At 62.1% G+C, this 19,878-nt stretch carries 19 protein-coding genes, 1 pseudogene and 1 riboswitch; of the genes and pseudogenes, 5 read left to right on the top strand and 15 right to left on the bottom strand.

Annotated elements, in window-relative coordinates; all coding sequences use genetic code 11:
- Positions 1–64: 64 nt before the first annotated feature.
- On the bottom strand, positions 65–238 hold the full coding sequence (locus tag B5P46_RS34500) for a hypothetical protein (RefSeq protein ID WP_164986515.1): 174 nt from the start codon (positions 236–238) through the stop codon (positions 65–67).
- Positions 235–1,689: pseudogene (locus B5P46_RS19580) on the bottom strand (APC family permease). Before B5P46_RS19580 ends, B5P46_RS34500 begins: the two are co-directional and overlap by 4 nt.
- Before the next feature lie 122 nt (positions 1,690–1,811).
- On the opposite strand from B5P46_RS19580, the gene B5P46_RS19575 reads away from it, so the two are divergent.
- On the top strand, positions 1,812–2,849 hold the full coding sequence (locus tag B5P46_RS19575; protein ID WP_129420160.1) for an AraC family transcriptional regulator: 1,038 nt from the start codon (positions 1,812–1,814) through the stop codon (positions 2,847–2,849).
- Positions 2,850–3,397: 548 nt separating this feature from the next.
- On the opposite strand, the gene B5P46_RS19570 is transcribed toward B5P46_RS19575, so the two are convergent.
- From B5P46_RS19570 to B5P46_RS19535, 8 genes are all read right to left on the bottom strand, one after another.
- On the bottom strand, positions 3,398–3,763 hold the full coding sequence (locus B5P46_RS19570) for a cytochrome C oxidase subunit IV family protein (protein WP_129420159.1): 366 nt from the start codon (positions 3,761–3,763) through the stop codon (positions 3,398–3,400).
- A gap of 7 nt (positions 3,764–3,770) precedes the next feature.
- Positions 3,771–4,490 carry a heme-copper oxidase subunit III family protein gene (locus B5P46_RS19565; RefSeq protein ID WP_129420158.1) on the bottom strand — a complete coding sequence of 240 codons (720 nt, stop codon included), beginning with the start codon at positions 4,488–4,490 and terminating at the stop codon, positions 3,771–3,773.
- An 11-nt stretch (positions 4,491–4,501) separates the two neighbouring features.
- Positions 4,502–5,221 (bottom strand): cytochrome c oxidase subunit 3, encoded by a 720-nt coding sequence (locus B5P46_RS19560; protein WP_129420157.1) that lies wholly within the window; start codon positions 5,219–5,221, stop codon positions 4,502–4,504.
- Positions 5,218–6,996: a cytochrome c oxidase subunit I gene (gene ctaD / locus B5P46_RS19555; RefSeq protein ID WP_129420156.1), complete on the bottom strand. Its 1,779-nt coding sequence runs from the start codon at positions 6,994–6,996 to the stop codon at positions 5,218–5,220. Before ctaD ends, B5P46_RS19560 begins: the two co-directional genes overlap by 4 nt.
- 47 nt (positions 6,997–7,043) lie before the next feature.
- Positions 7,044–7,862, bottom strand: a complete 819-nt coding sequence (locus B5P46_RS19550; protein ID WP_129420155.1) for a cytochrome c oxidase subunit II — start codon at positions 7,860–7,862, stop codon at positions 7,044–7,046.
- A gap of 147 nt (positions 7,863–8,009) precedes the next feature.
- Positions 8,010–8,399 (bottom strand): c-type cytochrome, encoded by a 390-nt coding sequence (locus B5P46_RS19545; protein WP_129420154.1) that lies wholly within the window; start codon positions 8,397–8,399, stop codon positions 8,010–8,012.
- 219 nt (positions 8,400–8,618) lie between these two features.
- Positions 8,619–9,560, bottom strand: coding sequence for an MYG1 family protein (locus B5P46_RS19540; RefSeq protein WP_129420153.1), 942 nt, complete (start codon positions 9,558–9,560; stop codon positions 8,619–8,621).
- A gap of 394 nt (positions 9,561–9,954) precedes the next feature.
- Positions 9,955–10,857 (bottom strand): LysR family transcriptional regulator, encoded by a 903-nt coding sequence (locus tag B5P46_RS19535; RefSeq protein WP_245456195.1) that lies wholly within the window; start codon positions 10,855–10,857, stop codon positions 9,955–9,957.
- 106 nt (positions 10,858–10,963) lie between these two features.
- On the opposite strand from B5P46_RS19535, the gene B5P46_RS19530 reads away from it, so the two are divergent.
- Together B5P46_RS19530 and B5P46_RS19525 are read left to right on the top strand one after the other, a co-directional pair.
- On the top strand, positions 10,964–12,334 hold the full coding sequence (locus B5P46_RS19530; protein WP_129420152.1) for a lactonase family protein: 1,371 nt from the start codon (positions 10,964–10,966) through the stop codon (positions 12,332–12,334).
- A 299-nt stretch (positions 12,335–12,633) separates the two neighbouring features.
- Positions 12,634–13,131: an HIT family protein gene (locus B5P46_RS19525; RefSeq protein WP_129420151.1), complete on the top strand. Its 498-nt coding sequence runs from the start codon at positions 12,634–12,636 to the stop codon at positions 13,129–13,131.
- Between the two features lie 168 nt (positions 13,132–13,299).
- On the opposite strand, the gene B5P46_RS19520 is transcribed toward B5P46_RS19525, so the two are convergent.
- Genes B5P46_RS19520 through B5P46_RS19510 form a run of 3 tightly spaced genes read right to left on the bottom strand, consistent with a single transcriptional unit; the run spans position 13,300 to position 16,114 of the window.
- Positions 13,300–14,064 carry an ABC transporter ATP-binding protein gene (locus B5P46_RS19520; RefSeq protein ID WP_129420150.1) on the bottom strand — a complete coding sequence of 255 codons (765 nt, stop codon included), beginning with the start codon at positions 14,062–14,064 and terminating at the stop codon, positions 13,300–13,302.
- Positions 14,061–15,092, bottom strand: coding sequence for a FecCD family ABC transporter permease (locus B5P46_RS19515; protein WP_432431477.1), 1,032 nt, complete (start codon positions 15,090–15,092; stop codon positions 14,061–14,063). The genes B5P46_RS19520 and B5P46_RS19515 overlap by 4 nt, the downstream gene beginning before the upstream one ends.
- Positions 15,093–15,097: 5 nt before the next feature.
- Entirely contained in the window at positions 15,098–16,114 is a 1,017-nt protein-coding gene (locus tag B5P46_RS19510) for an ABC transporter substrate-binding protein (protein WP_129420148.1), read from the bottom strand.
- A 178-nt stretch (positions 16,115–16,292) separates the two neighbouring features.
- Positions 16,293–16,548, bottom strand: a riboswitch (cobalamin riboswitch).
- Positions 16,549–16,800: 252 nt separating this feature from the next.
- Between B5P46_RS19510 and B5P46_RS19505 the strand changes: the two genes are divergently transcribed.
- Both B5P46_RS19505 and B5P46_RS19500 read left to right on the top strand, forming a co-directional pair.
- Positions 16,801–17,394 carry a TetR/AcrR family transcriptional regulator gene (locus B5P46_RS19505; RefSeq protein ID WP_164986513.1) on the top strand — a complete coding sequence of 198 codons (594 nt, stop codon included), beginning with the start codon at positions 16,801–16,803 and terminating at the stop codon, positions 17,392–17,394.
- Positions 17,391–17,939, top strand: a complete 549-nt coding sequence (locus B5P46_RS19500; RefSeq protein ID WP_129420146.1) for a hypothetical protein — start codon at positions 17,391–17,393, stop codon at positions 17,937–17,939. The genes B5P46_RS19505 and B5P46_RS19500 overlap by 4 nt, the downstream gene beginning before the upstream one ends.
- A 59-nt stretch (positions 17,940–17,998) precedes the next feature.
- On the opposite strand, the gene blh is transcribed toward B5P46_RS19500, so the two are convergent.
- Together blh and B5P46_RS19490 are read right to left on the bottom strand one after the other, a co-directional pair.
- Positions 17,999–19,279: a bifunctional sulfur transferase/dioxygenase Blh gene (gene blh, locus B5P46_RS19495; protein ID WP_129420145.1), complete on the bottom strand. Its 1,281-nt coding sequence runs from the start codon at positions 19,277–19,279 to the stop codon at positions 17,999–18,001.
- Positions 19,280–19,444: 165 nt separating this feature from the next.
- Positions 19,445–19,813 (bottom strand): DsrE family protein, encoded by a 369-nt coding sequence (locus B5P46_RS19490; protein WP_129420144.1) that lies wholly within the window; start codon positions 19,811–19,813, stop codon positions 19,445–19,447.
- Positions 19,814–19,878 lie beyond the last annotated feature (65 nt).

Raw genomic sequence — 19,878 nt, 5'->3', positions numbered from 1 at the left:
TTGATTTTGGGCCTTTTGGTTTTGGGAGAGACGACGCACCATGGCGCGTCGCAAGCTGCGGTGATCAGGATCGACTGGAGCAGATCTGCGTCTCGATCATCATCTGGTCTGCATGAATGCAGAACAGCGAGCAGAAGGCGTGTGCCTCGACGGCAACCAGCAATGTTGCGCCGGCAAGGATCGCGACCGCGAGAACCAGAAGGCGATCGACGGGTGCAAGTTCGGCAACGGCACTCATTCGAAGACCTTTCCGAGGGAGGCGTAGAGAGCGGGCTTGGATCTCTTGATCCGGATCGCAAACAGCGCGCCAAGAATGCCCACCAGCACCATGGCGTAGGGGAAAGCCTTGACGATCAGGCTTTCGCTGCCGGAAAGGAGTGAAAGATTGGAACTGACCAGCACCAGCGAGCCCATGAGGCCGAGGAGCGCCAGCACTGGCGCGATCATCGTGGTCCAGGCGCTATTGCTGTTCGGCGTCTTGCGGAAGAACATGATGACCGCGACGGAAACCAGCACCTGCACCAGCAGAATGCCGATACCTGCAAGCGCTGACATCCATGAGAACACGACGGTGTAGGGATCCGCGCCGAAGGTTACGAATAGGGCAAGAACGACGGCTGCGATCAGACTTTGCAGAAGACCCGCAGCATAGGGTGAGCCATGTTTGGCGTGAACCTTGCCAAGCACCTTGGCGGCCAACCTTCACGGCCAAGAGCGAAGAAATAGCGGTTGAGCGTATTGTGGAAGGACAGGATGCAGGCAAACAGGCTGGTGATCAGCAGCACGTTCATCACCTGGCTCGACCATGGACCGAGCACGGAATTGGCGGCAGTGAAGTAGAAGCTGTCGAGGCTGGCAGCAGCAGAGGCCTGCACCTTGCCCTGACCATAGAATTGCACGATTGCCCAGGTGGAGAAGGCATAGAAGAGAGTGATGAGCAGCACGGCAACATAGGTGGCGCGGGGAATGGTCTTTTCCGGATCTTCGGCTTCCTCGCCGAAAATGGCCGTAGCTTCGAAGCCGATGAAGGAACTAACCGATGACGAAGACCAGCGCCCCGCCGAGACCGGGCGCAAAGACCGACGATGGCGCAAAGGAGGAGAAGCTGATGCCTTCCGGTCCGCCGCCTGAAAAGACGATGGCAAGATCCAGAACCAGCAATATGGCTATTTCGGCAATCATGCAGACGCCGAGGATCGCGCCTGAGAAGGCGATGTTGCGCCGACCGCAGACCAGCACGACGACCAGTGCCGCGAAGGCGAAGGTCCACCACGGCAGGACCAGCCCGAGCGGCGCTATGGCATTGGCCATGAAGAAACCGAACAGGCCATAGATGGCGATCTGAACCGCGCTATAGGTGACCAGCGCCATGAAGGCACCACCCATACCGGCCGGCTTGCCAATACCGTGGGTGATATAGGTGTAGAAGGCTCCTGCCCCGCCCACATGCCGGCTCATGGCGGTGAAGCCGACCGAGAAGAGCAGGTAGAGCATGCCGGCAAGCACGAAAGCGCCGGGAACGCCTGCGCCATTGCCGAAGGCAAAGGCGGCCGGCGAAGCGCCGACGACAGCCGTCAGCGGCGCGGCCGCGGCAACGACGAAGAACACGATATGGGCGAGGCCCACCGAGTCCCTGGCCAGACGACGCTCCGGCGATGATGGTGCGGCCATGCTTACTTCCAATGTCATGGAGAAACCCCTCTTTGCTTGTTTGTTGCCAAGAGGGTAAGCGCGGCGATCTGGCCTCGAAATTGCAATTTATGCCAATGAATCGATAATTCGCGCCACGAAGGTCACTGGAGACGCTGAAAATGGCAGTTGCATCGCATTTGATCAGCCGCATGCCCGCAGTTGCTTCAATTCGAGCCTCCGTCTTGATCCCGCTGGTGCAACAAATCGATAAAAGATCCGGGAAAACCGACCTTCTTCTGGCTTCGCACGGCATTCTGCGCTCACAACTGGAAGATCCCTACGCTGTCCTGCCCATGGCGCGTTATGTCGCGCTGTTCGAAGATGCCGCGACGATAACAGGCGAACCGGCACTGGGAGCCCGCATGGGCACCGGCTTCAAACCCGCCGACATCGGCCCCATCGGCATGCTCTTCGCACTCTCGCCGACCATTCGCAGCGCTTTCGAGCGGCTGTCGAAATATGTCAACGCGGTGCAAGGCGCGACCAGTTCAGGCGTGTTCGAGGAGAATGGCGATTTTGTCTGGAGCTACCGGATCGTCGATCCCAGCATGTGGCCGCGCCGGCAGGACAGCGAATTCACGATTGCCGCCTCCTGTCAGCTCGTCCGTTCGTGCTTCCGCCGTGGCTGGCGGCCGATCGAAATACAGCTCGAGCATCACGCCCCGCGCGACGCCGGTGTGCTGGAACGCATCTGTGGCGCGCCCATCCTGTTCGGCCAATCCGGCAACCGGATCGTCATGAACAAGGCGGAGGCTGACCGTGTGCACCGTGCGGAAGACAAAAGCCTGGTCGAAATCCTGGAGCGGCATATCGGCGATCTGGTCAACGAGCCAGCGGCCGGCGATGCCGTCAAGGAAAAGGTCCAGGCCCTGATCGGCATCTATCTCGGCCGAAAGCCGATCACGGTCGCAACGCTTGCGACCGAACTGAAGATGTCGCCGCGAAGCCTGCAGCGCCGGCTGTCGGAGGAAGGCGTGTCGCTTCGCGATCTCGTTCGCCAGCACCGCCAGACACTCGCCGCCCACTATCTCGGCGACCGACATGCAGCACCGATGTCCGAGATTGCGCGTGTGCTGGGCTATGCAGACAACACGGTGCTCTGGCGTGCGCTGCGCTCCTGGGAAAAGAAGGGGAACGCCCCATCATCGAGGCGTTGAACGAAGATGCACGGCAACGGAGACCGCCCGATTGCCGCTCTACGCCCGAGCACGGCATCGCAAACGCTCCTTTCCCGGACCTGTTGCGGTCGCATTGCTTTACCGGTGTTCGATTCCGGTAGGGGCATATGACCTGCGGGCCCAGCCAAGCCGGCGCGCGATCTGGCGCACCCCATAGGCTACCTGAACCGCGAGAAACACCGCGATCAAAACTGTGCCGTAAGATACGCCGGGTTTATACCAGAGGAGCACTTCTTGCGTGCTCCAAGCCGCCAAGACGGCAAACGCGGCCCATCCTAAGATTGATGACCAGACGCGAAATTTAGACATTTGCGCTGTCCTCACTTGAGCAATCGGCTTCCTAAGCATAACCCGGCCGGGCGGCTAGATCAATTCTGCTGGGCGCTGGTCACACACCCCTGCTGGTAGGCATCGGACAGCACGGCATGGTCATAAAGCCACCCGGCCCCACGGGCGAGAGTCAGGGCTCCGTCCACCTTGTTACGCGCAAAGGACGCTGTAACACTTTGAATTGCGGCGCTGAAACTTTACGGCGTAGCACCAAAGAATGCCAGCCGGGTGAAGATCGTGTAGTCCGCTTCCGATACCATCAGCGCCACGAAAACCAGCACCAGCAGCGGCGGCAGCAGGATGGCGTAGACGAGCGCCAGCCGTTCCCAGGCCATGTGCATGAAGACGGCGACGATCAGCCCGGCCTTCAGCATCATGAACACGAGGATCAGCGTCCACCTGAGATAACCCTGGATGCCGAGATAATCGACCATGTAGGAAAAGGCGCTGAGCACGAAGAGCAGGCCCCAGACGAAGAGATAGAGCCGGATCGGGTGCTGCTGTCCGGTGTGTGTTTGTGCATGCACCGTTTGGCTTTGCGCATGCGCCGTTGTCTCGCTCATGACGACCTCACCACAGATAAAAAAACGCGAAGATGAAGACCCAGACTAGGTCGACGAAGTGCCAATAGAGGCCCATGATCTCGACGGCCTCGTAGCGGCCTTTCCGGCTGGTGAAGAAGCCGCGCCGTTCCACGTCGAAATCGCCACGCCAGACCTTGCGGGCGACGATCAGCAGGAAGATGACGCCGATCGTGACGTGGGTGCCGTGAAAACCGGTGATCATGAAGAAGGTCGATCCGAACTGTGCCGCCCCCCACGGGTTATCCCAGGGGCGCACGCCTTCGGTGATCAGCTTCGTCCATTCGAAGGCCTGCATGCCGACGAAGCCTGCGCCGAGAAGGGCTGTGAGCAGCATCAGCATCGCCGTCATGCGGCGGTCGCGGCGATAACCGAAATTGACCGCCATCGCCATGGTGCCGCTGCTCGAGATCAGCACGAAAGTCATGATCGCGATCAGGATCAGCGGAACGTCCTGGCCGCCGATATGCAGCGCGAAGACCTCGCTCGGATTGGGCCATGGGACGGGCGTCGACATGCGGGCGGTCATATAAGCGATCAGGAAACAGCCGAAGACGAAGGTATCGCTGAGCAGAAAGATCCACATCATCGCCTTGCCCCAGGAGGCGGTCTTGAAGGCACGCTGATCCGAGCTGAAATCAGCGGCGACACCGCGCAGGCCGACCGGGCTGAGGCCTGGCTCGCCTTGTGTCTGGACAGGATGTGCCATCTGCAAATCTCCTAATTCAGAAGTGTGCGGCAGAGATCGACGAAATCATTCGCCCATCCGGCAAAGAGCGCGAAGAGCAACAGCCAGACGGCGAGCATAAAATGCGAGTAGATGGCGGAAAGATCGACGCTGAGGAGCAGCCTGTCCGTAGCCACATCCGTTGAAAATGCCCTGACCGTCGTGTGCGCGAGCACGGCAAGCCCGCCGAGGATATGCAGGCCGTGCAGCCCGGTCAGCATGTAGAAGAAGCTGTTGGAAGGGTTATCGGCCAGCACGTACCCGGCCGCCGTCAGCTCCCGCCATGCCTGGATCTGTCCGACGAGGAAGAAGATGGCAAGCGCAAGTCCTGCAGCAAGCGCCGGTCGCAGCACCTCCATGCGGCCATGTCCTGCTTCTCTTTTCGCCCATTGCAGGGCAGCGCTGCTCAGGGCGAGTGTGGCAGTGTTCACCCAGAGCAGCCGCGGAACAGGCGTCGCCCACCAGTCGGTCGACGCCATGCGCATGAAATAGGCGCTGACGGCAAGGCTGAAGACGGCGCCGACGACGCCGAGAAACACGAAGAGCCCGATTTTCACCGCCGGCGCCGGTAGCCTTTGCCGCTCGGCACCGTCATGACCCGGCAGCTGCACCGACCCGGTTTCAAGCCAGGGCTTCGAGGTCAAGCGCTGCCCGGAAAGCCACCAGAAGATAATGGCGGCGATTGCGGCAAGGAAAATCAGCATGACGTTCATGCATGGACCTCCCGTGTGACGCCGCCGCCTGACGGCACCGTCTGCGGAATGAAGTCCTCGGCCGCCCCCGGCACGCTGTAGTCATAGGCCCAGCGGTAGACGACAGGTAGATCCTTGCCCCAGTTGCCATGGGCGGGCGGCGTTTGCGGCGTCTGCCATTCGAGCGTCGTTGCCCGCCACGGATTGCCGCCGGACTCCTTGCCCCGGAAAAGGCTCCAGACCAGATTGAACAGGAAGACCATCTGTCCGGCCCCGACGATCAGCGCCATGACGGTGATGAAGATATTCAGCGTATCGGCCGAAGGCGGAACGAAGGCCGTCTCTCCCATCTCGAAGTAGCGCCGCGGCACGCCGAGCAGGCCGAGATAGTGCATCGGAAAGAAGATCGCATAGGTGCCGAGGAAGGTGATCCAGAAGTGGATATGGCCGAGCACGTCGTTCAGCATGCGTCCCGTCACCTTCGGATACCAGTGATAGATCGCCCCGAAGATGACGAGGATCGGCGCCACACCCATGACCATGTGGAAATGCGCGACGACGAACATCGTATCCGACAGCGGCACGTCGACGACGACGTTGCCGAGGAACAGGCCCGTCAGGCCGCCATTGACGAAGGTGACGATGAAGGCGAGCGCAAAGAGCATCGGCAGGGTCAGGTGGATGTCGCCGCGCCACAGCGTCAACACCCAGTTATAGACCTTGATCGCCGTCGGGACGGCGATGATCAGCGTCGTCGTGGCGAAGAAGAAGCCGAAGGCCGGGTTCATGCCGCTGACATACATGTGGTGCGCCCAGACGACGAAGCTGAGCGCGCCGATGATGACGATCGCCCAGACCATCATGCGGTAGCCGAAGATGTTCTTGCGCGCATGCGTGCTGATCAGGTCCGAAACAATGCCGAAGGCAGGCAATGCGACGATATAGACCTCCGGATGCCCGAAGAACCAGAAGAGGTGCTGGAAGAGGATCGGGCTGCCGCCGCCGTGCTGCAGCTGCGTGCCCATTTCGACGATGGCAGGCATGAAGAAGCTCGTGCCGAGCAGGCGATCGAACATCATCATGACGCAGGCGACGAAAAGGGCGGGAAAGGCGAGCAACGCCATCACGGTCGCGGTGAAGATGCCCCAGACCGTGAGCGGCATGCGCATCAGTGTCATGCCGCGAGCGCGCCCCTGCAGCACTGTTACCACATAGTTCAGCCCACCCATGGTGAAGCCGATGATGAAGACGATCAGCGAGGAGAGCATCAGCAGGATACCCCAGTCCTTGCCCCCAGGCGTGCCGGAGAGAACAGCCTGTGGCGGATAGAGCGTCCAACCGGCCCCCGTCGGGCCGCCGGGGGCGAAGAAGCCCGCGGCGAGGATCAGCACTGCGAGCAGATAAATCCAATAGCTCAGCATGTTGGCGTAAGGAAACACCATATCGCGCGCGCCGACCATCAGCGGAATGAGGTAGTTGCCGAAGCCGCCGAGGAACAGCGCGGTCAGCAGATAGATCACCATGATCATGCCGTGCATGGTGATGAACTGATAATAATGATCGGCATCGATGAAAGCGAAATAGCCGGGAAAGGCGAGCTGAATGCGCATCAGCCAGGAGAGCACCAGCGCCACCAGGCCGATTGCGATCGCCGTCACCGAATATTGCACGGCGATGATCTTGGCATCCTGGCTGAACACATATTTTGTCCACCAGCTTTTCGGATGATAGAGCTCGACATCCTCGACTTCGGCAGAGGGGATGGCGCCTGCGCTGTCGGATGGAATCTCGACCATAATCTCTCTCCCCTTCGTCTCCCAGCGGTCTGCGACCGCTGCGGGGTTCAGTTTGCCGGCGGCATCTCTCCCGATGACGCCGTAAGCTGGGTGAATGTCTGCTGCTGCCCGAGCCAGGTCTGGTAGTCGGCGTCGGCTTCGACCACGACGGTGCCGCGCATTTGCCCATGGCCGACGCCACAGAGTTCGGCGCAGAGGATGTCGAAGGTCCCTGTCCGCGTCGGCGTGAACCAGAAATAGGTGATCATGCCGGGTATCATGTCCATCTTGGCGCGGAATTCCGGCACGTAGAAATCATGGAGCACATCGACCGAGCGCAGCAATATGTGCACCGGCTTGCCGATCGGCAGATGTAGCTCGCCGCCTTCGATGATGACGTCATCAAGGCCGCTTGCATCGTTTTTATCAAGGCCGAGCGGGTTTTCGGGGGTGACGTCGCGCGTCTCGGCGCGGCCGAGCTTTCCGTCGGCTCCGGGCAGGCGGAAACTCCACAGCCACTGCTGGCTGACGACCTCGACCGATGCGGCATCGGCAGGCACCGTGATGAACTGGTTCCACACGATGAGGCCAGGCGCCAGCATCGCCGCAACGCCGACCGCCGTTCCCCCTCCCAGCAGCAATTCCAGCCTGCGGTTCTCGGGCTCGTAATGTGCCCGGTTGCCCGGCTTGTGCCGGAAGCGGAAGACGCAATAAGCCATGAACGAAACCACCGCCACGAAGACGACGCCGGTGATCCAGAAGGTGATGACGAGGGTGGTGTCGATATAGGTCCAGTTGGACGCAATCGGCGTCCACCACCACGGGCTCAGCACATGGAACAGCACGGAGCCGACGACAATCAGGACGAGGATCAGCACGACAGCCATGTCCGCTCCTCCTCGAGCAGGTCGACCCGTGAAACCGCATTCCGCAAAAAGTCCGTGTTTATTATCGCACAGATAGAAAATATCGGCAATTACGGCAATTTAGGCACGCGCCCCCGGGCCGCGACCCGCCATTTGGAGTATTGCCCATCACTTGGAATATTGCTTGAGATAGGCGATGAGATCGGTGATCTCCTGCTCGTCTTTCACGCCGACAAAGGCCATCTTCGTGCCCTTCACCTTCGCTCTCGGATTGTGCAGATAGTCGCGCAACACCGTCTCGTCCCAGACGAGACCACCCTCGCCGGCCGCCTTCATCCCGGCCGAATAGGCGTAATCGGGATGCGTTCCGGCCTTGCGGCCGAACAGCTTGTTCAGCGACGGACCGACCTTGTTCGTATCGGAATCGACGACATGACAGGTCACGCATTTCTTGAAAACGGCAGCACCCGCCGTCGCATCGCCCTCCTGCGCCCCGGCGTCGGCAGGGGAAAGAGCAATGACGGATGTGGCGATCAGCAGAACAACACGGTAATCCACGGCAAACCTCATCCTCCTCAAGGTCGCCAGCCACTCGCACCCTCCGCTATCTCTCGCGTGTGGGTAGTGGTTGTTATGGCTTAAAGCTTAGTCCTTCGTGGCAACAAGTCAATCGGCCCCACAATTTGGGCCACTTGAACGCCATCGTTAAGATCGAAAATCCGAACAGCTATCCTTCAATCCACGGCGTATTGGATATGATGCAGGCCCCGCGCTACCTCAGCTGCCGCCATTTGACTGCGCCCCGATCGAAAGCGCCTCCTTTACCGCCAACTCGGCCATGGCGAGCGCCGCCTCGCGGGTCCTGGCAGCGGCGATGAAGCGGCCGTTGTGGCAGAAGCTTGCGCCCTCTATGCCGCAAACCGCCTCCAGTGCGCCATTGGTGAGCCCGGCCCAGGCCGCCGGCAGGTCGGCCCTGAGCTCGAATCCCTCCTCGGCGCGGCGGATGCCGGTCACGCACCAATCCTTTTCGCGCGGGTGAACGACGAACAGCAGGTGATCGGCGCCCGCCTTGACGATGGCGGGACGGAAGGGCATGCCCCTCGGCAATTCCAGAACACGCCCCTGCCCCGCAGCCTCGATAGCCCGATGCACGATCGCCTCGGCGCGCAATTTTGCGGCACTCTGGGCAATCCTGGCCTCGACGAAACTGCGGGCAATAGCAAGGGCCGCGTGGAAGGCGCGATCGTCGGCCTCAGGGTCCGCTTCGTCGAAAACTGGTTTCAGGGTTTCCAGCAGCGCCGGCAGCGTCAGGCCGGCCAGCGGCCCGGATGGGCTGAGCGCGCCATTATCGGTCAGATCGACCGGCAGCACGAAGCTGGCCTCGAAAGAGCCATGCATCGCCTCGACATGTGCTTCGGGAAGGTCGGAGGCTGCGAGATAATCACGGCCGTAATGCTTCCAGATCAGCCCGAACGAGCTGTAGGGCTGGCCATCGTCACGCAACGGAGCGCCGCGCTGGTGGTGATCGAATATCCCGGCAGCAGGGTTATAGGCGCCGCCGACATCGTAGATGATGCGGTCTTCGCCCGGCGTGATCCATTCCGGCGCCCGGCTGCGGACGATACGCGCCTGTGGGAAAAGCCGGGTCAGGATGACGCTCGACAGCAGTTCGTCGGCATGGAAGCCACCGGAATGGGTGACGAGGAAATCGGGGATCATGAAAGGCCTTGTCGTTTTCGGCGGGTCCGCCTGGGTCAGCACCAGATAGCGGTTGGCGGATATGACGACAAGCCTCTATGGGATGAGGCTCTTGGACTTTGGCATATCGGCAACGGCAGGAACTGCAGCGCTGGAACAGGAAGAGCAAACCCGCGGCTTCCTCCACCGGCCCTTACGCCGTCACGCCGATTGCCCGCCTCGTGCTTCGAGGCTTCGCGCCGCGGCCTGCCGCATCTCTGCATGAGCCCTCCTAGAGCAGTTCAGCTTTTCATGGAAACGCAGAACCGCTCTAACTTTTGTTTTTACGCAATTCCCGACGGAAAACCGCTTCGCACTTTTCCTGGAATTGCTCTAGACCTTCGAGGCTCCTGCCTTTGGCCCGAGCATCTCAGGATCAGCCTCCCCCCGATGCGGCTCCTTCCACAACCAACCCTCTCACAATCTCCAGGAAGTGTTCGCCACTGGCGGACAATGCAGGTTGGCGCCATGCGGCGGCGATCGGCAGGGATGGCGGCTCGGGCAGGACGGGACGATAGGCGACGCCCGGCCGGGCGGCCTTGGCGATGCCTGCGGTGACGAAGCCGAGGCCGGTTCCGGCCGCGACCAGGCCGACCAGCGTCGTCATCGGCGTCACCTCCTGGACGATCCGGGGGCTGATGCCCTCGCCGCTGAAAAGGGCGATCACACGGTCGTATATGCTGGGGCCGATCGCCCGCGGCGCAAGCAGCAGGGGCTCGCCGGCCAAATCGGCGACGCGGATGACCGGCTGCTCCGCCAGCCGGTGCGTCGCCGGAAGCGCCAGCACGAACGGCTCGTCCGGCAGGGGGTGGATAATCAGATCGCGCGTCAGCGGCGGATGCAGCACGCCGAGGTCGATGTCACCCGATGCAAGGGCGGCTTCCAGCAAAGGCGAACTCATCTCGATGAGATCGACCTCGACTCGTGCATAACGGGCACGAAACGCCTGCACCGCCTCCGGCAGCACGCCGTAAAAGGCAATGGGTGTGAAGCCGAGCCGCAGGCGCCCGACCTCGCCGCGCACCGCCCGCATGGCCTCGGCCTTCGCTATGCCGGCCTGCCGCACCGCCTCGCGAGCCGGGCTGAGGAAGGCCGCTCCCGCCGGCGTCAGCGCCACGCCGCGGCGGTCACGCTCGAAGAGATCGGCCCCGACCTCTCCTTCCAGCGCCCGGATCCGCTGGCTGAGCGCCGGCTGAGTCAGGTTCATCCGTTCCGCGGCACGGCGAAAATGCAGATCTTCGGCAACGGCCACGAAACAGGCGAGCGTGCGGATATCCAAGACAGCCTCCTGATGCAAAATACCTATCACGGAAGGCGAAATTCCAATTGGAAAGTTATCAGCAACGGCGGCATTTTCAAAGGACCGCCAACAAGGGAGCAGGATCATGAACGGATCAATCCTCACCGCCGCGACGCTCGCCATTGCCTTTGGCCTCGCCGCGCCTCAGAGCATGCAAGCTGCCGAAGGCGCGCAAGCCGCGCCCGAGATTCTCAGCCGCGTTTCGGCGAGCCGGATCGCCGTCATCTCCGACGGTGATTTCCTCGCCCAAACCTATGGCACCGCTGAGCTTGCGCCGCAAAAAGCCGGCTATCGCGACCTGTTGACGATTATGTCTCCGGGCAGCGACAAGATCGTCACCGGCTCGATACCCATCTCCAATTCGGTAACCTCCGCGCCTGAAATCCTAGCACTCAGCGAAGACGGGCAAACCGCCTTCGTCACGGAAAGGCTGGGCGAACGTCCCGAGGGCGGCAACAGTATCAACGACCTGCCGCCCGGCCGGCAGCTCTTCGCGGTCGACCTTTCGGACGGTGCAGCACTCCGCCTCTCCGACACGGTGGAGATCGAAGCCTTCCCCGAGGCTTTGTCGGCCAGCCCTGATGGAGAGAGCGTTGCCGTCGTCTCCAACACGCCGGAGGCGAGTTTCGTCCAGATCGTCACCTATCGCGACGGTCGCTTCGGTCGCCTCGCGCGGTTCGACATCGCCGACCTCGGCGTGACCGGATCGGCGTCAGGCCTGCGCGGCGGTGTGACCGCGACCAACATCCACTGGCATCCCTCAGGCCGCTTCCTGGCCGTCAACATCAACACGCAGAACCGGGTTGCTTTCTTCGAGGTCACTGGGGCCGACGACACGCCCAGCCTGCGCTCCTGGGGCAATGTCGTCGAGGTTGGCGCCGATCCCTTCGTCGGCCGTTTCACGCCGGATGGGCGTCATTATCTCACCGCCAACTGGGGCCGGAATTTCACCGCCAAAAACCTGGAGGGCCGCATTCCGCAGACACCGTCGACGATCAGCGTCATCAGGCTCGCCGACCCCGCAGCATCGCCACAATCGGCCCGTCACGATCTCCGCGGCGGCGCCGAGACAGACCTTTCCTCCGAGGGCATCGCCATCAGCCCGGATGGCCGGCTCGTCGCCACCGTCAACATGCGCGGCACAGCCTTCCCGCCTGGCTCTGCCCGCTTCCATCGCAACGCAAGCGTTACGCTTCTGAGCTTCGACCCGGCAACCGGGGTCATTGCCAAGCTCGCTGACTATCCCTTCGAGGGCTCCCTTCCGGAAGGCGGCGCCTTCGATGGCACGGGAGACCATTTCCTCGCCACCGTGTTCCAGGGCCATGATGGCGCAGGGCCCGAGGCCGGCCCGGGCCTAGAAGTCTTCCGCGTCGGAAAAAGCGACCGGCCGACGCTTAATCGGCTCGGCCGCGTGCCGCTGCCGCACGGCGCCCACCATGTCGATCTCGCACCGTAGGGCGCCCGGAGATCGGCCTTGGTCATATCTCGGACGCGCTTTGCAGCCATCGCAAAGTCACCTATCTTTTGCGCCGTGGCAAATATCAGGCGCAACCCATCGCTTTTCTCGGGAATCTTGCGGCAGCGACCACGAAGGAAAACAGCCGTTGGATGGAAACCCATCAATTGCGCAGACGGCGAAGGTGACCAGATATTGTTCAAGGTCGGGCTGATGACCCCTCAAGCGACCTGGGCCAGGCCGAAACAGGCGGCATCAAAAGTAAATAGGACTTTTGCGAAAGCGGAAAGAGGCAGCGCTTGGAGATTCCTCAGCATTTTCATGTTGTCGAGACGGCCGGATGGCTTGTGAGCCACCGCATGAACTCCGCCCTTCCCGGCTACCTCATGATCAGTTCCAAGACCGACACCAACGATCTGTCGGATTTGTCCGAAGATGCTTTGGCCGAATTCGGCCCGTTGCTCGCAAGAGTTCAGAGCGCCCTGAAGCGGGAATTGAATGCGCAGCGCGTCTATATCAGCCGATACGGTCACATGCCCGGTTACCCGATCCATTTCCATGTCATCCCGATATATGGCTGGGTGGAGGAATTGTTCTGGAAGGACGCTCGCTATCGGTTGCTCGAGAATTTCGCAGAAGGACCGGGGGAAACCGCAACGGATGGCGCGGAACTGACGCTGTTTGTCTGGCGCGAATTCTGCGAACGCGCAGAGCCGCCGCCAGTTACGGGGCCATCGGTTTCAGAGGTCATCCAGTTGTTGCGGCAGGCAATGCGGTTTCCGGCGCCTCAAGCCTAAGACAGCGCCGGCATGCAGGCAGATTAGCCCGATCGCGGCCAGAGAATTGATCAGCAGAACATCAGCCGCCACCGATGTCGAAAACGCCCTCGGAAATCATACGTCTGCCCAGGAAAAAGGCCAATGAAGCCATATCTCCTCCTTGAGATCGAAATTCCCGGTCATCCCTCAATCCATGACATATTGAATATGATGCCGGCCATGCACGGCCGATTTCTGGACATGGGCGCGAACGCCGAAGACCCGGCCGATCATATCCTCCGTCAGCACCTCCTCTGGCGCGCCGGAGGCAACGACCTCGCCCTTCTGAAGCACCGCCAGGCTGTCGCAGAACATCGCCGCCAGGTTGAGATCGTGCAGCGCGACGATGCAGGTGATGCCGAGCTTCGAGATCAGCGAGAGAATGTCGAGCTGGTGCTGGATATCGAGATGGTTGGTCGGCTCGTCGAGCAGCAGTTCGCTCGGCGCCTGCGCCAGCGATCTGGCAATATGGACGCGCTGGCGCTCGCCACCCGACAGCGTCTGCCAGAGCTGGCCCGCCCTCTCCTGCATGCCCACCCGCGACAGGGCCTCGTCGACGGCGGCGTCGTCTCCGGCGCCCCAGGACGACAGCAGACCGCGATGCGGCGTGCGGCCGAGCCGCACCACATCACGCACGGTCAATTGCGTATCGGTCGTCGACTGCTGCTCGACGAAGGCGACGCGTCGCGCAAGGGCTGTGCGCGACAGCGAGGAAATGTCGTCCTCTCCGAGCCTGATGACGCCGCTGCGAACCTTGCGCAGCCGGCAGATCAATCGGAGCAGGCTCGACTTGCCGGAACCGTTCGGCCCGAGCAGGCCGAGCACCTTGCCCTTTTTCACGTCCAGGCTGACGCCGTTGACGATGACGGTGTCGCCCGCGGCAAAGCTGACCTGCTCGATGTTGATGCTCATGCGCTTCTCCGCACGCGATAGAGAATGACGGCAAAGGCCGGTGCGCCGAACAGCGCGGTAACGACGCCGATCGGCAGGATCTGCTGCGGTATGATGATGCGCGAAACGATATCGGCGCCGACCATGAAGATCGCGCCGCCGAGCGCCGTTGCCGGCAGCAGCCGCCGATGCGCCGGCCCGACGAGGAAGCGGGCGGCATGGGGAATGACAAGGCCGACAAAACCGATCGAGCCGACCATGCTGACGACGCTTGCCGTCATCGCCGCGGTCGTGCCGAAGAGCGCGATCTGGACGCGGCGCACGGAAATGCCGAGCGAGACGGCGGCATCCGTGCCGAAGGCAAAGGCGTCGAGCGCCCGCATATGGGCCATGCAGATGATGAAGCCGATGAGCGCGACCGGCACCGATAGATAGACATCCGGCCAACGCACACCGCTGAGCGACCCCAGAAGCCAGAACAGAATGCCGCGCGCCTGCTCGGCATTCGCCGATGTCGTCACCACGTAGGAAGTCAGCGCATTGAAGAGCTGCGAGCCGGCGACGCCGCACAGGATGATGCGCTCGCCGCTTCCCCCGACCCCCGTCGCCAGGAAGCCGACCAGCAGGAAGGCGATGACAGCGCCGATGAAGGCGCCGCCCGAGAGACCAAGAACGCCATAGCCGAAGCCGAGGATCATCACGCAGACGGCCCCCGTCGAGGCGCCGGCGGAGATGCCGAGCACGTAGGGTTCGGCCAGCGGATTGCGCAGCAGCGCCTGCAGAATCGCGCCTGAGAGCGAAAGCGACGCGCCGGCGCTGGCCGCGACGAGCGCGCGGCTCAGACGATAATCCCAGACGATGCCCTGGTGGATGCGGCTGAGTTCGAAATCCGTTCCGAACAGGCGGTTCGAGACCGCCTCCGCCGTCGTCGCAAGCGGGATCGCGATCTCCCCGATGGAAACGGCGAGACTGATCATCAGCCCGAGCAGGAGAAGTGCCGCAATGGTGAGCGCGGCAAGCGCCCACCATCCCTGTTGCCTGACCGACATTGCCTTCACTGCGCCAGACCGAAGGACTTGATGCCGTTCGCCAATGTCTCGATGCCGTCGATCGTGCGGATCGTCGGGTTCATCGACTGTGCGTCCATCATCACGAAGTGCTTGTTTTTGACCGCGTCCAGCTCTTTGGTCACAGGATCGTTCTCGAGGAAATCGACCTTGACCTTGGGATCGTCAGCCGCGTAACGGCGGCGGTCCATGGTCGCGAGCACGATGACGGCAGGATTCGCCTGGGCGATGGTTTCCCAACCCACCAGCGGCCATTCCTCTTCGGTGGTGACGACGTTCTTCGCGCCCACCGTCTTCAAAATATAGGCAGGCGCGCTGTTTTTACCGGCGATGAAGGCGTCGCCATTGACCTCCTTGCTGGAGAACCAGAAGACGACGGGCAGCTTCTTGCCCGAGGCGCCTGATATCGAAGCCACGGCATCCGCCTCGCGCTTCTTCAGCTGCGAAATCAGCGTATCGCCGCGCTCCTTCACATCGAAGATCTCCGAGAGCTCGGCGATCTCTCGGTAGATCAGCTCCATCGTGAACAATTCCCCACGCACGCCGTCGCCGCCATCGGTGTTGACCTTGGCGACGCAATCGGCCGGCGCGAGATAGGTATTGATCCCGAGATCCTTGAACTGCTCCCGCTTGCCGACCGAACCCTGCGCGCCGACATGCCATTCGAACTCGGCCGTCACCAGGTCGGGCTCCTGCCCGACGACGGATTCGAAGCTCGGATCGTTGTCGGCAAGCCGCTTTATCTTGCTGTTGGCCTCGGCATATTGCGGCAGCACTGGACCGACCCAGACGGCCGTTGCGACGATCTTGTCGGCAAGGCCGAGCGAGAACAGCACTTCGGTCATGCCCTGGCCGATCGAAACGATTTTGGATGGCGCCTTTTCGAAGGTCACCTGCTGGCCGCAATTGGTGATGGTCAAGGGATATCGGCTCGCGGCAAGGCTTGGTGCCGCAAGGCCGGCGAGTCCGAAGGCAAATGTCATGGTGGCGAGAATCTGGCGCATGGAAAACCTCGATGAAGGGAAAAATCACGGCCGTTCCGCGCATATGCGCGGACCGAAAGCACGCTTAGGCGTGCACTAGCCGCAGGAGGCCCAATCGAGAAGGATGTATGCCGGAATTCGGCGAAGGTTCAGCAGGTCAATCATATCTGTTCCTTGTCCGGGCATCCCCGCCCGGTTGATTGGATCGTGATTGACGGCAGGTCTCCTGGCTTGCGGATATCTGTCGTTTCATCCGCCTTCCCGCGATATCTCGCAGTGGCAGGGCCATGAGCCCTTCAGAGATGGCCAGTCGCTCGCCACTCCTGAGATGATCGACAATCCGCTTACAGTTGCGGGGGCAGCCACGGTCTCGGTCCCTGCTGGGTCTTCCTCACCGTGTTCCCTATTAATCCCCTTGGAGTCATCTTCAGGGAACCGTCGCACCCAGTTACGTCGCCTGCCCGCCCGACGTCAATAACTATTCCCGCCCATCATGCCGCCCCACCGATAAATGCGCCGCGCCGGCTTCACGCCGCCTTTACTGTGCAGACCGCGGGCCGCAGATGCGGTCTCTCTTTCGACGCAATCCCCACCCGACGATCACCGCGATCGCCCTACCCAAAAACATTTGACAGTAACACTGTCATTATGGCATTTATACTGCCATGAACGAAATGACACCGCCTCGCCCCACGGCCCGTGAAGAGTTGACGACCATAACGCAGGACCGCATCATGGAAGGTCTTGCCGCCCTGTTGCGCGCCGGTAGCGACGAGGTCACCTTCGATCTCGTCTCCCGCCAGTCCGGCGTGCCGCAGCGCACGCTCTATCGCTATTTCGCCAACAAGGAGACGCTGCTCGGCGCGTTCTGGCACTGGGTCAATGCGCTGATCGCCGTGCCGGCGCTGCCGGCTTCGCCTGAGCAAGTGGTGGCGCATATTCCCGAGCTCTTTTCTGCCTTCGACCGCGACGAGCCGCTGGTGAGAGCGATGCTGCACAATCCTCATGGCCGCGCGGTGCGGCTCGCCCATGCCGAGGCGCGGCGCGAGAAGTTTTCGATCGCGCTGCGCGATGTCACCGGGACGATTCCCGCAGAAGATGCCCGGCATCTGCTCGCCGCTGTGACATCGCTCTGCTCGGCTTCGGGATGGGAGAGCATGAAAGATAACTGGAGCCTGTCGGGCGCTGAAGCCGCGAAGGCCGCGCAATGGGCCGTGCAGGCCCTGATCGACGATGCACGCCGGCGTTCCCGCGGGACCGAGGCCCGCCAGCCGGCAACAATGGAAGGAGACGCGCGATGATTCATCACATGTCGTTCGGCGTGCGCGATCCCGGTCGCGTCGCCCGCGTGCTGGCGGAGCTCATGGAGGCGACCGCGCTGCGGGCGCCAACCCCGCCCTTTCCCCATGACGCCTGGCTCGTCGTATCGGGCGATACGAAAGGCTCCTTCCTCGAAATCCTGCCCGCAACCGCGGTCTTCGATCCGGACGCACCGCTCGGCATCCGCCAGCGCCCGGCGACCTTCGAGCCGGTCACCGCCCACGTGCTGGTCAGCGCGGCAGTGGACGCCGCCGCGATCGAGGCTGTCGCCGCCCGCGAAGGTTGGCGCGCCGAGCAGGTGGAAACCGGCCTCTTCCGGATCGTCAAGCTCTGGGTCGAGGACAACGTCCTAGTCGAATTCCTGGCAAAGGGTGAAGCCGATCGTTACATCGAAGCCTTCGGCCCCGTGGGTCTCCCCTCGCTCGACGGCAAATTGCGGGACCTCGAGGCAAAGCTTGGCGATGCCCTCGCGCAGAAGCTGCCGCCTGGCGTGCTGGAAAAAACGCTGGGGCATCCGCGGGCGTAGTAGTTGTCCCGGGCGGCGCAATCGTCCAGACGCCGTCGCCGCCCGCTATTCACTCCGCCCTACAACGCATCCAACGGTATCTTCAGATACCGCCGGCCATTCCCCTCCGGCTCGGGCAGCCGCCCGCCGCGGATATTCACCTGCAGCGCGTGCAGCATCAGCTTGGGCTTCGGCAGCGTGCGATCGCGTGCCTGGCGCAGCGCCACGAAACCGGCCTCGTCGATGCCTGCAACATGCGGATTGGCGCGCTTCTGCGCCTCCACCGTGCTTTCCCAGCGCGGGTGGCGGCCGCCCGGCTGATAATCGTGGCCGGAAAAGAGCCGGGTCTCCTCGGGCAGCGACAGGATCGCCTGGATCGAGCGCCAGAGGGCGGCAGCACTGCCGCCCGGGAAATCCGTGCGCGCCGTGCCGGAATCCGGCGTGAACACCGTGTCGTGCACGAAGGCGGCGTCACCGATCACATAGGTGATCGAGGCGAGTGTGTGCCCGGGCGAAAACATCACGCGGGCTTTAAGCGCACCGATCTCGAACGTGTCGCCATCGGCAAACAGCCGGTCCCATTGCGAACCGTCGGTTTTAAGCGCCGGCCAGTTGTAGATCTCCTTCCAGAGCTTCTGCACATCGGTGACATGGGCGCCGATCGCGGTCGGCGCACCGGTCTTTCCCTTGATGTAATGTGCAGCGGAGAAATGATCGGCATGCGGATGCGTGTCGAGGATCCACTCGACCGTCAGTCCCTCGCTTTCGATATGAGCGCGAATGGCATCGGCATTGGCCGTTGCCGTCGCCCCCGACATCTCGTCGAAATCGAGCACTGGGTCGATGATGGCACAGCGTTTCGTCGCCGGGTCGGAAACGACATATTGCACACTACAGGTGCGGGGCTCGAAGAAGGCCTTAACATGAGGCGCCTGCCCTGCCCGCTTTTCCAGCCAGCGGCGCGCGCCGGCAAGATCGAAGCCGAGGTTTTGACCGAAGGCCTCGACATCCCCGGGCTTCATACGCCCGTCCAGCACCTCGCCCAGCGCGTGGAGCGTCAGCGCCCGTGTGCCGCTCTTGCAATGGGCGACGACTGGCCCTTTCGCTTGCGCCATCGCCGCCTGGAAGGCGAAGATATCGGCCTCGGTAATCTCGGAGCCTTTCACCGGCACGAACTCGTAGGAAAGCCTGGCGGCGGCGGCCGCCGCCTTTTCCGCAGCATTGCCCGGCTGATCCGGCTCCTCGCCATCAGGCCGGGCATTGATGACGGCGGCAAAGCCGTCTGCGGCGAAAGCGGCGAAGGCTGCGGCGTCGGGCTGCCCCGCCACCGATAGCAGTTCATTGACCTTCACGCATGTCATTAAAGCCCCCGAAAGCCTCGCGCCGCCCTCGTCATGCAGTATCGCATGTATATCGACCCAATCACACAAGTATATTTCTGAGCGCAAGAATGCCGTAGATCAGGAAAACTTGAGCATGCCGGCGTAAGACGCTCCTCAACGCCCGCCCGACCCGGCTCTCCTCGGTCAAAACGACAGCGTCGCAGCACCTTCCTTGATCTCGGCATGCATGGCGCTGGCGCCGACGATGACGATCCCGTCGAGCAAGTCTTCCTGCGTATAACCGCGCGAGGTCACGCAGGGCGGGCAAGCCCAGATCGTGCCGCCGCGCTGCTGGAAATTCTCGATCAGGCTCGCCAGCGGATCGAGCGGCGGCACATGCGTCATGCGCTGGCCGCCCTTGCGCACCAGGTCGATCCCGGTGCTGGTGAGGAACACTGAAACCTTCAGCCCGGCGGTAATGCCGCCATTGGCAATGGTGAAGGCGACGGAGGACAGTTCGGATTCGATGCCCTTGGTAACAAGCACGACCAGTTTGTCGCTTTGAGTTTGCATAGTATTCTCCCAGTGCGTTGAAGTGAAAGCTCACCACGAGTGAGCAGGAACACCATAGGAGGGTG

It is taken from the genome of Rhizobium leguminosarum (genome assembly GCF_004123835.1).
Lineage (GTDB): Bacteria > Pseudomonadota > Alphaproteobacteria > Rhizobiales > Rhizobiaceae > Rhizobium > Rhizobium leguminosarum_M.
The sequence above is the reverse complement of the archived record's forward strand: the minus strand, read 5'-3'. Positions and strand labels throughout refer to the sequence as shown.